A 12,692-nucleotide genomic window follows, 5' to 3' on the forward strand; every position below is an offset into this window, starting at 1 on the left:
GGATCGTTATTTGTGAAACAAGTAAAGTTTATACATGCGGCTGATTTGCATTTGGATAGTCCGTTTAAAGGGATGGAGATGAATGTTGCGCAGTCTGTTTGGGAGAGAATGAAGCAAAGTACGTTTGAATCATTTGAGCGTATTGTTGATAAAGCAATTCAAGAGCGCGTTGATTTCGTATTACTAGCTGGGGATTTGTATGATGCGGAGACGAGAAGTTTGAGGGCGCAAGTGTTTGTGCGTGAGCAAATGAAGAGACTTTCGCAGTACGATATCCCTGTTTTTATTATTCACGGTAACCATGATCATTTAGGAGGAAGCTGGGCAGCAATTGAGTTTCCGGAAAATGTTCATGTATTTACTGAGCCTTATGTAGAAGAGAAATCATTTTATAAAAATGGTGAGCTATTAGCTTCTATTTATGGGTTTAGTTATTTGCAGCAAGCGGTAACGGATAATATGACAGCGCAGTATACGAAAATGAGTGATGCGCCTTTTCATATTGGCATGCTTCACGGAAGTGTGGAAGGAGATGCAGAGCATAATCGCTATGCACCGTTTCAAATTCGTGAGTTGAAAGAAAAACAGTTTGACTATTGGGCTCTTGGCCATATACATAAACGTGAAATTTTATCAGAAGAGCCATACATTATTTATCCAGGGAACATACAAGGTCGTCATCGTAAGGAAACAGGCGAGAAGGGTGCGTACCTTATTGAACTTACGAAACAAGGAACGCAGTGTTCATTTTTCCATACGGCAGATGTTGTATGGGATGAGATTGAAGTTTGTATTGATGGACTTGAAACTGTTGATGAACTTATGACGAGCCTATCTGCTGCGATGAATGAATGCAGAAGAGAAGAGGAAGGGACGCTTTTAACTGTCGTATTCACAGGGCAGGGCCCACTTTCTCCTTATTTGCGTGACGAAAAGCGTGTGGAAGAGATTTTTCACATTTTAGCATCTAGCGAAGAGCGAAAAGATTTTGTATATGCGATGAAGTGGAAAAATGAGACAGTTTCTTTTGCGGAAATCGAACGTTTGAAAGCGGAAAATCATTTCGTAGGTAGTGTGCTAAAGGAGTTAGAAGCTTTCAGCAATATGGACGGCGTATTGCGCACTATTTGGACATCTCCTGTAGCGCGTAATAGTATTGAATCTTTTACAGAAGAAGAGAAGAAAGAGATTCAAAAGGAAGCAGAAAATATTATTTTAGAGCAATTATTCCAGCAAGAGAGGGATAAAAAATGAGAATTGAAAAACTCCATATTTATGGGTACGGAAAATTAGAAAATGTGGAAATGGATCTTTCATTGCTGACGGTGTTATACGGTGAAAATGAAGCGGGGAAATCGACAATTCGCTCATTTATGAAAAGTATTTTGTTCGGTTTTCCGACGAGAGGACAGCGCCGTTATGAGCCGAAAGAAGGCGGGAAGTATGGCGGCGCGATGACTGTGCAAACAGAGCAGTACGGTCGTTTGAAAATTGAGCGATTGCCAAAGACGGCAGCTGGCGAGGTGACCGTTTATTTTGAAGACGGGAAAACGGGCGGAGAAGAAATTTTAAACGATATATTAAGCGGGATGAATGAAAGTTTATTTGAATCTGTCTTTTCATTTGATATGCATGGTCTTCAAAATATTCATCGGCTAGGCGAAGCGGATATTGGCAATTATTTATTTTCGGCAAGTGCAGTCGGAAGTGATGCGCTATTGCAGTTAGATAAAAAGCTAGAAAAAGAAATGGATCAGCGCTTTAAGCCGAGCGGGCGTAAACCAGAAATTAACGTGTCACTGCAAGAGATGAAGAAACTTGAAGAGAAGATGAAAGAGTGGCAAGGAAAAATTGGCACGTATGAAAAACAAGTAGAGCAGTTAAAAGAAAGTGAAGAGAAGCTTGCTTCTGTTCGCGTGGAGAAAGAGAGTGCAGAAAAAAGAAAGCAAGATTATGAAATATTAGCAGCGCTTGAGCCACTCGTTATTGAAAAACGTGCGCATGAGAAAGTGTTAGAGAACGAGAGCGGGCAGTTTCCTGTAAACGGAATGGCGCGTTATGAAGCAATGAAGGCGAAGATGGAGCCGCTTCAATTACAAGTTGATTCGCTCCACAAGAAAATTGAGACAGTGCAGTCGGAAATTGCCTCGATTCAAATAGATGAAGAGTTTTTACAAAAAGAAAGTTATGTAGAAGAACTTCGTATGCAGCATATGTCTTACGAAAATGCACGCCAAGAAATGCGTGATATGAGCGGGAATATTACGAATATAAAAGAAGAAATCGCAGAACTAGAACAGCAAATTGGTACTACTTTTGAAAAGGAAACAGTTCTTTCATTTGATATGAGTTTGGCAACGAAAGAGTTAATTACGCAAACGGTGCAAAAGGCGCGCGAATTAGAAACGCAAAAAGCACAGCTCGATGATCGTTTTAAAGTAGCGCAAGAGCAATTAGAAGAACAAGAAGAAAATATAAGACAGATTAAGAAACAAATGTTAGTGGATGAAGAGAGAAATGTGTTAGTTGAGAAAGAGAAATCGTTCCAAGATGCGGCGTTTATCGGTATGGGCGCAGAGAGAATGAAGCGCAAGTATGAGGAAAAAGCAGGAGTAGCTAAGCAAAAGAAAAAGCAGTGGCAAAGGGTTTGTCTTCTGTTACTTCTTATTAACACAGGCGTTTTATTCACAAGCTTATTTATAGATAACCGAGCGCTCTTATTTATTAGTGTCATTGTTTTTGTAGGGATTGTTCTCGCCCTTGTTTTATATAAAGATCCATCAAATGGATTACAAGAAGAGCTCCTTACACTTCAGCAAAGTGCCGGCGGGAGACAAAGTGAAGAAGCGATGTCTGTTCGCTATCAGTTAGAAAAAGATGAAGAGATACGTAAATTATTTGAGCGCGAGTCTTATAAGTTACAGCAGTTGGAACGAGCGTATGATAAAGTCGTTTCATCGTATGAGGAATGGGAGAGAGAAACGTTCCAGGCGGGAGAACAAGTCGATGCATATAAAACGCGCTATATGTTTCCTGAATTTTATACGTATGCACACATATTGCCGGCGTTTGAGCGTATTGAAAAAATGCAGCAATTATATCGTGAATTAGAGAAACAAGGCACGCGAAAATCTTCATTATATGAAATGATTTCGCAATTTGAACATAAACTAGAAACTGTTATCGGTAGTGCGGAGTATAGTAAGCTACACGAGGCACAAAGCCGTATGCAAAATGAGAAAGAGAAGCGCCAAACTTGTAAGCAGTTAAAAGAAAAACTGGCGGAATGGCAAGAAGAATATGAGTTTATGCAAGAACAATTAAAGCAATTACTAATAGAACGAGATGGTTTATGGCATATTGCAGCGTCTACAGATGAAGAGATGTTTTTAGAAGCGGGTAAACTAGCGGAAAAACGTGAAGATGCAGAGAAACAAGTGGGGCGTTTATTACCGCAAATTGATCTGTTAGAACAGCGTTTAATGAGTTTATCATTAGCTGAACATTACGAAGCTGACGGTTATGACGGAAAATTAAAGCAAGAACTGACAGTCGTGCAAAACTGTCTGGCGCAAGAGAAAGAACTGACAGAGCGTATTGCGAAACATCGTATGGAAATTGCGAATTTAGAAGAAGGTAGTACGTACGGCGATTTAATGCATGAATGGGAAATGAAAAAAGCGCAAGTGCGTGAACAAGTGAAGAAGTGGGCTGCTTATGCGGCCGCAAAAACGGTGTTAACGAAAACGAAGCAATATTATCATGAAGTACATCTTCCTCGTATTTTACAAAAGTCAGAAGAGTATTTCGTCTATTTAACAGGCGGACGATATAGTAAAATTTTTTCACCGTCAGAGTCAGAGCCGTTTATTGTAGAGCGTAACGATGGTATGCGTTTTTACAGTCATGAACTAAGCCAAGCGACAGCGGAGCAGTTATATTTATCGCTGAGATTTGCACTAGCAAAAACATTTGAGCATGATTATCCATTTATTATTGATGATAGTTTCGTGCACTTTGACGCGGTAAGGACGAATCGAACGATTGAACTTATAAAGGAAATTGCAAAGGATAGACAAGTCATATTCTTTACATGTCATGCGCATTTACTCGCCTATTTTACAGAAAAACAGATTATAAAATTAACACATATGCGTAAAGAAAATGAGTTGTAGTGTGCTATACTAAAAGTAACTGATTTGGTGGAGGAATTCGAATGAAAAAGAAAATTGCAGAGTATGAAGTTGGTGAACAAGTCGATATTTTCTTGTTAATTAAAACAGCGACAAAAGGTATCGCAAGCAATGGAAAGCCATTTTTAACAGTAATCTTACAAGATCCAAGTGGAGATATTGAAGCAAAATTGTGGGACGTATCACCAGAAGTTGAGAAACAATATGTAGCGGAAACAATCGTGAAAGTAGCTGGAGATATTTTAAACTACAAAGGACGTATTCAATTACGTGTGAAACAAATCCGTGTTGCTAATGAAAATGAAGTAACAGACATCTCAGACTTCGTAGAAAAAGCACCAGTGAAAAAAGAAGATATGGTTGAGAAAATTACGCAATACATATTTGAAATGAGAAACCCGAACATTCAACGTCTAACAAGACATTTATTAAATAAGCATCAAAACGAATTTTTAGACTATCCAGCAGCGACAAAGAACCATCACGAGTTCGTATCTGGACTAGCTTATCACGTCGTATCAATGCTTGATTTAGCGAAAGCTATCTCAAATCTATACCCATCGTTAGATAAAGACTTACTATATGCAGGCGTTATTTTACATGACCTTGGTAAAGTAATCGAACTATCTGGCCCAATTTCTACAACGTATACGTTAGAAGGAAATTTACTAGGCCACATTTCTATTATGGTGAACGAAATTGGTAAAGCGGCAGACGAATTGCAAATCGATGCAGAAGAAGTATTAATTCTTCAACACATCGTCCTTTCTCACCACGGAAAAGCAGAATGGGGTAGTCCAAAACCACCATTAGTAAAAGAAGCAGAAATTCTGCATTACATCGATAACTTAGATGCAAAAATGAACATGATGGACCGCGCATTAGGACGCACAAAACCAGGCGAATATACAGAACGTGTCTTTGCTCTTGATAATCGTTCGTTCTATAAACCGTCGTTCCATAATTAATAGTGTGAATAAAGTGGCCTCATTAAGTTTTAAAAGCTTAGTGAGGCTATTTTTATAGGAAGTAAATAATATGATACAAAAAATATCTCGAATTTGAGATAAATCTCTTACTTTTTAATCACTTGAGGTGTAAAGTGATAGTAACGAAAGCGATTGAGTCATATGAAAACATACACTCAGTTGTTTTTGATTAAAACAAAGTAACTTATACAGTAAAAACTAAGATGAATTTACAAAAATATAATTAAGAATAAATTGAAAAGCTAAAAACCATATTAGTTGTGGGAAATGTTATTTTTTTAGTTGTCACTTGACTAGTAAAACGAAACGGAGGAATAACCAATGTATGAAATTAAAGGGCATCATCACATTTCAATGGTTACGAAAAATGCAAATGAAAATAATCACTTTTATAAAAACGTGCTTGGCTTACGTCGTGTGAAAATGACAGTAAACCAAGATGATCCGTCAATGTACCACTTATTTTATGGAGATAAAACAGGAAGTCCAGGTACGGAATTATCATTTTTTGAAATTCCATTAGTAGGAAGAACATATCGCGGTACGAATGCGATTACTCGAATTGGATTACTCGTTCCTTCAGAGGAAAGCTTACATTACTGGAAAGAACGATTTGAGAAATTTGATGTGAAACATAGTGAAATGACAACATATGCAAATCGTCCTGCTTTACAATTTGAGGATGCTGAAGGTCTTCGCTTAGTACTACTCGTTTCAAACGGAGAAAAAGTAGAGCACTGGGAAACTTGGGAGAAATCAGAAGTTCCTGCAGAGCATCAAATTCAAGGAATGGGTTCTGTAGAAATGACCGTTCGTAGACTTGATAAAATGGCGAGTACACTTACAGAAATGTTTGGTTATACAGAGGTTAGCCGCAGCGAAGAGGAAGCAATTTTCCAGTCCATTAAAGGAGAGGCTTTTGGAGAAATCGTTGTGAAATATTTAGATGGTCCTACTGAAAAACCGGGCCGAGGCAGCATTCACCATTTAGCAATTCGCGTGAAAAACGATGCAGAGCTTGCCTATTGGGAAGAACAAGTGAAACAAAGAGGCTTCCATTCTTCAGGAATCATCGACCGTTTCTACTTTAAAAGCTTATATTTCCGTGAATCAAACGGAATCCTATTTGAAATTGCGACAGATGGACCAGGGTTTACAGTTGATGGAGATGTAGAACATTTAGGAGAAAAACTTGATTTACCACCGTTCTTAGAAGATCAGCGAGCAGAAATTGAAGCGAATTTAGCACCGCTTGAAGAGAAGTAATAGAAGAAAATATACAACTTTAACATATAAATGAAACCCATTGGAGGAATATAAAATGAACCAATTAAAAGGAATTCACCACGTTACAGCGATTACAAGTAGTGCAGAAAAGAACTATGAGTTTTTCACTCACATTTTAGGAATGCGTTTAGTTAAAAAAACAGTAAACCAAGATGATATTCAAACGTATCATTTATTCTTTGCAGATGATAAAGGTAGTGCAGGAACAGATATGACATTCTTTGACTTCCCAGGTATTCCAAAAGGAGTACACGGTACGAATGAAATTTCAAAAACTTCATTCCGAGTGCCAACTGATGCAGCGTTAGCATATTGGGTGAAACGTTTTGACCGTCTTGAAGTAGAACATACAGGAATTAAAGAGCAATTTGGTAAGAAAACTCTTTCTTTCGTTGACTTTGATGACCAACACTATCAATTAATCTCAGATGAACTTGATAAAGGGATCGAATCAGGTACACCATGGCAAAACGGACCAGTTCCATTAGAATATGCAATTACTGGTTTAGGACCTGTATTCATTCGTATCGCAAACTTTAGTTTCTTCAAAGAAGTGTTAGAAAAAGTTTTATTATTTAAAGAGGTTGCGCAAGAAGGAGAATTCTATTTATTTGAAGTGAACAAAGGCGGAAACGGTGCCTCTGTCATCGTAGAACATAATACGATTCTTCCAGAAGCACGACAAGGTTTTGGTACAGTGCACCATGCTGCATTCCGCGTAGAAAATCGCGCTGTATTAGAAGAATGGATCGAGAGAATCAGTAGTGTTGGTCTTCCTTCATCTGGTTACGTAGACCGTCATTTCTTTGAATCATTATATACAAGAGTTGCACCACAAATTTTATTTGAATTTGCAACAGATGGCCCAGGATTTATGGGAGATGAGCCATACGAAACACTTGGCGAAAAATTATCTTTACCTCCATTCCTAGAGCCAAAACGTGAAGAAATCGAAAAATTAGTTCGTCCAATTGATACAGTAAGAAGCACGAAGGAATTTATTAAAGAGTAAAAATAGAGCAAGTAGTTTTAGCGGAGTGCTGGAACTGCTTGCTTTTTTATTTATTCTAGTAAGTTTTCTGACAATTGTTTCTCAAGTTATTAAAAAGGAAAACTTTGGTATAATTAATTAAAATATTAAATTTTCTGATAATTATTTTTCAATGCATAGAAAAGGAGTGGTAATATACAATTTTGATAATTGTATAAAAATCCTAATTTTGTAATTTTGGAGAAAAGGGGATGCGAGTGTATGGGAGCAGATGTAGTAACAAGGGAGCAAATGAAACATTCTTTAGATGATTGGTATCGTGTAATGTTGCAGCAAAATATAGAGAAAGCTACGGAAATGAAAGAGGAGATTGAAAGTAAGATTAGTGGTTTGGACGTGGATCAGGATGTATTGCTTTATCATGCGTTGTTGAATTTTAGATATGATGCATTAGTGGATTGGATTGGGGTTAGAGAAGATAGTTTTGATAAAGTGGAATCTTTTGAAATCCCGGCAGAAGGTGTTCTAGCTTATTACTATCACTTTTTTAAAGGGTTTCATTGCACATTAATTTCAAATTATAACGAAGCGAAAGAACAGTATGAGCAAGCTGAGAAGTTATTGAAATATATTGCAGATCCGATAGAACATGCGGAGTTTAATTATCGGATGGGGAATTTCTATTATCAAAAATATGACCAAGTTCATGCAATAGATTACTTGAATAGGGCAAAAGCAGCATTTTTACAATATCCAGGTTATGAAATAAAAGTAGGATTATGTGAAAATGCTTTTGGACTATGTTGTGTAGACATAGATCACTATGAATTAGCGGAAGAAAACTTTAATTCTGCTATGGAAGTATTGCAAAAAGCAGATCAAAAAAAATATATGCTAATGGTTCGGCATAATTTAGCTTGGCTTTATGCTAGTCAAAATCTTTCAGAATTAGCAATTCGTCATATATCTGAGGTGACCAAAAACTACCCAGAACACTTTAAAGCCTTATTTGTAGAAGCGCGTGAACATTACAAATTAGGACAATATAATTTAGCGAATCCAATCGTTGAAAAAGGTTTAAATATTTGTGTTGATTTAGGAGAAAAAGAATTTCAACATCGGTTTAAAATTTTGAAAGAACTCAATGGAAAATCTTCAGTATCAATTATTGAAGATGTAATTTTAGAAGGACTTTCTTATTTTGAGAGAGAAAGATTATGGGATTGTATTCAAGAATACACTGAAATTTTAGCACTGAAATTTTATGAATTTGATGATCATGTTAAGGCAAGTAAATATTTTTATATGAATAATAAGGCTCAAAAAAATATATTGGAAAAGGGAGCGTTAAAATAATGAAGAAATTTCGTTTGGCTATTGTTGGGACTGCATTAGTAGGGGTATTATCAATTGGGTTCAATAGTTCTTTTACAAATCAAGCTGTAAATATTGGTGACACAGGAGGGGCACCAGCAAGACCAGACTACGTTAATATTGGTGACACAGGAGGAGCACCAGCAAGACCAGACTACGTTAACATTGGCGACACGGGCGGAGCACCAGCAGATAATAAAGGCGGTGGCGGTATTAGCAAGCAAGACTCACACGCTGATCATTTTTAAATTAAATAATAACAAAGAAAGGGATCTCACAACGAGGTCCTTTTCTTTGTTATTAGGCCATGTAGAGAAAAGAATTGACTTACTTTAAATATGTAACTATAATAGTTACAGGATAACCATTAGTAATAGAAATGAGTTATATTTTTTTAGTTTAATTGTAACTGTATTAGTTACAATTAAAAAGAGAACATAAAATAACCAAAAAATGTAAAAACTTTTAAATAGCAACAAGAGAAAGGAGACGGGAACTTTGAAACGGTTTAAGTTTTATATGATTAGCGGTATTGTGCTCGTTTTGTTAATTGTTTGTAACTTCGTTGATAAGCCGATTGCGAAGGTTGGAGAAGTGAAAGATACTGTTATGATGAAGCTGAATACGAAAGAGAGTATGGCGCAAATTGATGGGCAGACGATTTATTTTAAACAAATTGGTGAGGGGAAACCTCCTTTACTTATGCTGCATGGGTTTGGTGGTTCTTCTGATGGGTTTAGTGATATTTATCCGGAACTAGCGCGAGACCATACGATTATTGCGGTTGATATTTTAGGGTTTGGGCGTTCTTCTAAGCCAGTTGATTTTCAGTATTCGTTTCCTGCGCAAGTGAATTTATATTATAAGTTAATGAAGAAGCTCGGATACGATCAGTTTGCGGTGCTCGGCCATTCAATGGGCGGAGAGATGTCCCTCAATTTAGCGTATTTATATCCAGACGCAGTGACGCATCTCATCTTGGCGGATGCTACAGGGATAGAGTCTTTCCAGCAAAAAGAAAGTTATGAAGTACCACCGCTATCGACGGACTTACAAACTGTAACTGAGATTACGAAGTATAATAAAAATGAAGTGAAAAATAGTCGTGATGATAAAGAGCATTATGATCAGCTTACGAAAATGAGAGAGCGCCGCATTGCGATGGAAGCTGATAAAATTAAGGTACCGACTTTAATTATATGGGGACGACATGATAAGAGTGTTTCTTGGAAAAATGGTGAACTGTATCATGGGCTATTTGCGAATAGTACGTTTCATATTATTGAAAAAGGATACCACGCACCGTTTCGTCAAGAACCAATTGAGTTTATGGAATATGTACAAGCATTTTTCGCGAAGCATCCACAATAAAAATTTTAAGCATAAATCCACTTCTTTCCTCATAGAGTGAAACTAATAAGGCTTGTCTAAGGAAAGGAATGAAGTGATTTGGAAACTTTACCATGGTGGGTGTATCTTGTAATTGTCGGGATTGTACTAAGTGGCTACATGGTTTTATATACTTCGAAAAAAGAGCAAGATATGGATAATGAGTTTATCGAAAAAGAAGGCGAAGTATATATGAAGCGCTTAGAAGAAGAGCGCGAGAAACGTAATCAGGATAGTGATAAGGATTCTGTATTGCTTTAATAGAAATTTTGAAAGGCTACCACCTAGTAGAATTTTACAACTAGGTGGTAGCTTTTTTTCTTCTGGGGGAGCAGTATATGTTCATCAAGCTAAGGTTATATTAGTTTAATTTTACATGTATAAGAGAGTCATCATAAACTTTTATTGATGGTATTTATATATATTTTTCCTCATAAGAATGGAACTAGCGGGGATTTTACTGGGGGGGATTAACAATGCATAGGGATGAAACTTCATTACATCCTGATACAGGCGTTACGTCTGTAATGTTTGTTGAGCGTTCATTAAATGAAATTCGTTTTTGGTCTAGAATCATGAAAGAGCATTCTTTTTTTCTTCGCTTGGGATTTAGGTGCGAGGATACTCAATTAATCGAAGAGGCGAATCAATTTTATCGATTGTTTGAACATATTGAACAAATAGCGCATTCCTATACAAATGAAACAGATCCTGAGCAAATAAAAAGATTTAATGCAGAAGTACAACAAGCCGCAACTAATATTTGGGGATTTAAACGAAAAATTTTAGGATTAATTCTCACATGTAAATTGCCAGGACAAAATAACTTTCCACTTTTAGTTGACCATACAAGTAGGGAAGCTGATTATTTTAGAAAACGTTTAATACAATTAAATGAAGGTAAATTAGATGCCCTTCCTGATGCTATTATTAAAGAAAATGTTTTCTTTTTACGGATTATGGCAGACCATGCTAAATTTATTGGCCATCTTCTTGATCCGTCGGAAAGAAAGCTTGTAGATACAGCACGAAATTTTAGCAATGATTTTGATGAATTGATGTATCAAGCAATTGACTTAGAATCTATGAAACCACAATCCCAAACAGCCCCTCTTTTAGATCAATTTTTAGATCAAAATCGTGTGTCGGTTGCATCTCTTCGGGATTTTAAGAAAACAGCACGTGATTTAATTGAGCAATGTAAAATAAAGAGTATCATTCATCCATTATTGGCAGACCATGTTTTCCGTGAAGCTGATAGATTTCTTGAAATCATTGATATGTATGATGTTCATCTTACAAATATTCAATCACAACCTAGATATTAGAAGATAAGGAAAGATACTATTTTTCCTTAAGCGGAGAAGTTAGCAATTTATTGTTAGCTTCTTTTCTTTGTCATTAAAATTTCCTTTTAAGGACTACATAAATCCCTTTGACCAAATATGTAATTCTTTGTAAAATGTTATATATGGAAAGATTATGAATATACAGGAAATCTATGGGTAGTAGATTTTAATAAATTACTCGGGGAAAATTTATTAATTAAGTATATTAACTTTTTCACACTAAATTTTACAACTAAAGGGGTAGTAGTAATCATGAAAGCAAAGAAATTAGTAAGTTTAGCATTACCAGTTATGTTATTGAGCGGTTGTATTACAATTGAAACGGATGGTAAGAAAGCTGATGAACCAAAGAAAGAAGAAACACAACAGGTAGAGAAAGAGAATAAGGCTTCTGAAAAAGAGAGTAAGTCAACTGATAGCAAGAAAGAAGATAGCTTATCTGTAGCGAAAGGTGAAGGTACAAACAGTAGTTCATCAAGTAGTCAACCAAGTTCTTCTTCAAATAATTCAACTTCTTCACCTGGTAAGGTAACTGGTTCAGATGTTGAAAGGTACAAGGCAGATATCATAAATAGTGCTACTCAAATTGAAGATACAATGAAATTAATTGAAGGAATAGCAGATTCAGACGTAAAATCATACAAACAAAAGAAAAGTGAAGTACAACTAAGTTTAGGTGGAGCAAAGGCAACAACGAAGAAACTGAAGAATTTACAAGCGCCCCCTGAGTTACAGGGAGAACAGGCGAAGATAAAGCAATCGATGGAACTGTATGCGGATTGTTTTCAACTTCTTTTTGATGCATTGGACCAAGAAGACGAGAGTAAAATGCATCAATCATTAAGTAAAGCACAAGAAGGTTCAAAACTGTTTGAAGAAGCAGCGAAGAGTATTGGTAGTAAAACCAACTAAAAATAAAGTATTTAAAGGGGTATTTGTAAGTGCAGTTGGTGCAAGTGAAGAGTTAGGAATTAGTTATGGAAACACATTACAAATTTATCAAATGGACGATAATGTTCGTATTCGATATGTAAAACAATAAATAATTGGTGAAAAACTCTGTAATAAATTTTACAGGGTTTTTTATTAGTTTTAATTTAATTTCTTCATTATCTTTCCA

The 12,692-nt window shown here is 36.3% G+C and carries 12 protein-coding genes; all 12 read left to right on the forward strand.

Going from position 1 to position 12,692, the window contains the following annotated elements:
* The first annotated feature begins 12 nt into the window (after window positions 1-12).
* The 12 genes from MR136_RS20690 to MR136_RS20745 all read left to right on the forward strand — a co-directional run bounded on the left by MR136_RS20690 (window position 13) and on the right by MR136_RS20745 (window position 12,614).
* A complete protein-coding gene (locus MR136_RS20690) occupies window positions 13-1,254 on the forward strand; it encodes a metallophosphoesterase family protein (RefSeq protein ID WP_017673397.1) in 1,242 nt (413 codons plus the stop codon).
* Entirely contained in the window at window positions 1,251-4,175 is a 2,925-nt protein-coding gene (locus MR136_RS20695; RefSeq protein ID WP_017673398.1) for an ATP-binding protein, read from the forward strand. The genes MR136_RS20690 and MR136_RS20695 overlap by 4 nt, the downstream gene beginning before the upstream one ends.
* A gap of 41 nt (window positions 4,176-4,216) precedes the next feature.
* A complete protein-coding gene (gene yhaM, locus MR136_RS20700) occupies window positions 4,217-5,161 on the forward strand; it encodes a 3'-5' exoribonuclease YhaM (protein ID WP_000726638.1) in 945 nt (314 codons plus the stop codon).
* A 342-nt stretch (window positions 5,162-5,503) separates the two neighbouring features.
* Window positions 5,504-6,448, forward strand: coding sequence for a ring-cleaving dioxygenase (locus MR136_RS20705; RefSeq protein WP_017673399.1), 945 nt, complete (start codon window positions 5,504-5,506; stop codon window positions 6,446-6,448).
* A 55-nt stretch (window positions 6,449-6,503) separates the two neighbouring features.
* Window positions 6,504-7,481, forward strand: a complete 978-nt coding sequence (locus tag MR136_RS20710; protein ID WP_017673400.1) for a ring-cleaving dioxygenase — start codon at window positions 6,504-6,506, stop codon at window positions 7,479-7,481.
* A gap of 240 nt (window positions 7,482-7,721) precedes the next feature.
* Window positions 7,722-8,816, forward strand: coding sequence for a response regulator aspartate phosphatase (locus MR136_RS20715; RefSeq protein WP_086385436.1), 1,095 nt, complete (start codon window positions 7,722-7,724; stop codon window positions 8,814-8,816).
* On the forward strand, window positions 8,816-9,082 hold the full coding sequence (locus tag MR136_RS20720) for a Phr family secreted Rap phosphatase inhibitor (protein ID WP_016124231.1): 267 nt from the start codon (window positions 8,816-8,818) through the stop codon (window positions 9,080-9,082). The genes MR136_RS20715 and MR136_RS20720 overlap by 1 nt, the downstream gene beginning before the upstream one ends.
* Window positions 9,083-9,332: 250 nt before the next feature.
* Window positions 9,333-10,205 carry an alpha/beta fold hydrolase gene (locus tag MR136_RS20725; protein WP_070179910.1) on the forward strand — a complete coding sequence of 291 codons (873 nt, stop codon included), beginning with the start codon at window positions 9,333-9,335 and terminating at the stop codon, window positions 10,203-10,205.
* 78 nt (window positions 10,206-10,283) lie between these two features.
* Window positions 10,284-10,484, forward strand: coding sequence for a sporulation YhaL family protein (locus tag MR136_RS20730; RefSeq protein ID WP_000449223.1), 201 nt, complete (start codon window positions 10,284-10,286; stop codon window positions 10,482-10,484).
* Between the two features lie 215 nt (window positions 10,485-10,699).
* The gene (locus MR136_RS20735) at window positions 10,700-11,551 is read left to right on the forward strand and encodes a DUF2935 domain-containing protein (RefSeq protein ID WP_000554479.1); all 852 of its coding nucleotides are present in this window, start codon (window positions 10,700-10,702) and stop codon (window positions 11,549-11,551) included.
* A 273-nt stretch (window positions 11,552-11,824) separates the two neighbouring features.
* A complete protein-coding gene (locus tag MR136_RS20740; protein WP_000644828.1) occupies window positions 11,825-12,484 on the forward strand; it encodes a DUF7018 domain-containing (lipo)protein in 660 nt (219 codons plus the stop codon).
* Window positions 12,465-12,614, forward strand: a complete 150-nt coding sequence (locus MR136_RS20745) for a hypothetical protein (RefSeq protein WP_000260576.1) — start codon at window positions 12,465-12,467, stop codon at window positions 12,612-12,614. The genes MR136_RS20740 and MR136_RS20745 overlap by 20 nt, the downstream gene beginning before the upstream one ends.
* Window positions 12,615-12,692: the final 78 nt, after the last annotated feature.

The organism is Bacillus cereus group sp. BfR-BA-01311 (genome assembly GCF_022664295.1).
Classification (GTDB): Bacteria; Bacillota; Bacilli; order Bacillales; family Bacillaceae_G; genus Bacillus_A; species Bacillus_A cereus.

Coding starts and splice junctions, on each gene's coding strand:
- MR136_RS20715 (WP_086385436.1), top strand. CDS start 7,722: ATGGGAGCAGATGTAGTAACAAGGGAGCAAATGAAACATTCTTTAGAT.
- MR136_RS20735 (WP_000554479.1), top strand. CDS start 10,700: ATGCATAGGGATGAAACTTCATTACATCCTGATACAGGCGTTACGTCT.
- MR136_RS20740 (WP_000644828.1), top strand. CDS start 11,825: ATGAAAGCAAAGAAATTAGTAAGTTTAGCATTACCAGTTATGTTATTG.
- MR136_RS20720 (WP_016124231.1), top strand. CDS start 8,816: ATGAAGAAATTTCGTTTGGCTATTGTTGGGACTGCATTAGTAGGGGTA.
- MR136_RS20705 (WP_017673399.1), top strand. CDS start 5,504: ATGTATGAAATTAAAGGGCATCATCACATTTCAATGGTTACGAAAAAT.
- MR136_RS20710 (WP_017673400.1), top strand. CDS start 6,504: ATGAACCAATTAAAAGGAATTCACCACGTTACAGCGATTACAAGTAGT.
- MR136_RS20695 (WP_017673398.1), top strand. CDS start 1,251: ATGAGAATTGAAAAACTCCATATTTATGGGTACGGAAAATTAGAAAAT.
- yhaM (WP_000726638.1), top strand. CDS start 4,217: ATGAAAAAGAAAATTGCAGAGTATGAAGTTGGTGAACAAGTCGATATT.